Source organism: Kitasatospora phosalacinea, assembly GCF_000717185.1.
GTDB classification, from domain to species: domain Bacteria; phylum Actinomycetota; class Actinomycetes; order Streptomycetales; family Streptomycetaceae; genus Kitasatospora; species Kitasatospora phosalacinea_A.
This window is the reverse complement of sequence record NZ_JNYE01000287.1, coordinates 1-354: the sequence shown is the minus strand read 5'-3', so window position 1 is coordinate 354 and position 354 is coordinate 1. Positions and strand designations below refer to the sequence as shown.

1 pseudogene is annotated in these 354 nt (G+C 73.2%); it reads left to right on the top strand.

Annotated features, from left to right (window positions below):
• Nucleotides 1–354, top strand: a pseudogene (locus OO57_RS38050) (HAD family hydrolase); the annotation flags it as partial.

Here is a 354-nt window from a genome sequence, read left to right as displayed (position 1 = left end):
TTCACCGCGGCGGTCGCGGTGCTGATCATCGCCTGCCCCTGCGCCCTCGGCCTGGCCACCCCCACCGCCCTGCTGGTCGGCACCGGCCGCGGCGCCCAGCTCGGCATCCTGATCAAGGGCCCCGAAGTCCTGGAGAACACCCGCAAGGTCGACACCGTCGTCCTCGACAAGACCGGCACCGTCACCACCGGCCGGATGACCCTCCTCGCCGTCCACACCGCCCACGGCACCACCGAGGACGAAGCCCTCCGCCTGGCCGGCGCCCTCGAACACGCCTCCGAACACCCCATCGCCCGAGCCGTCGCCACCGCCGCCCAGGAACGCTTCGGCACACCCGCCCCCGTCGAAGGCTTC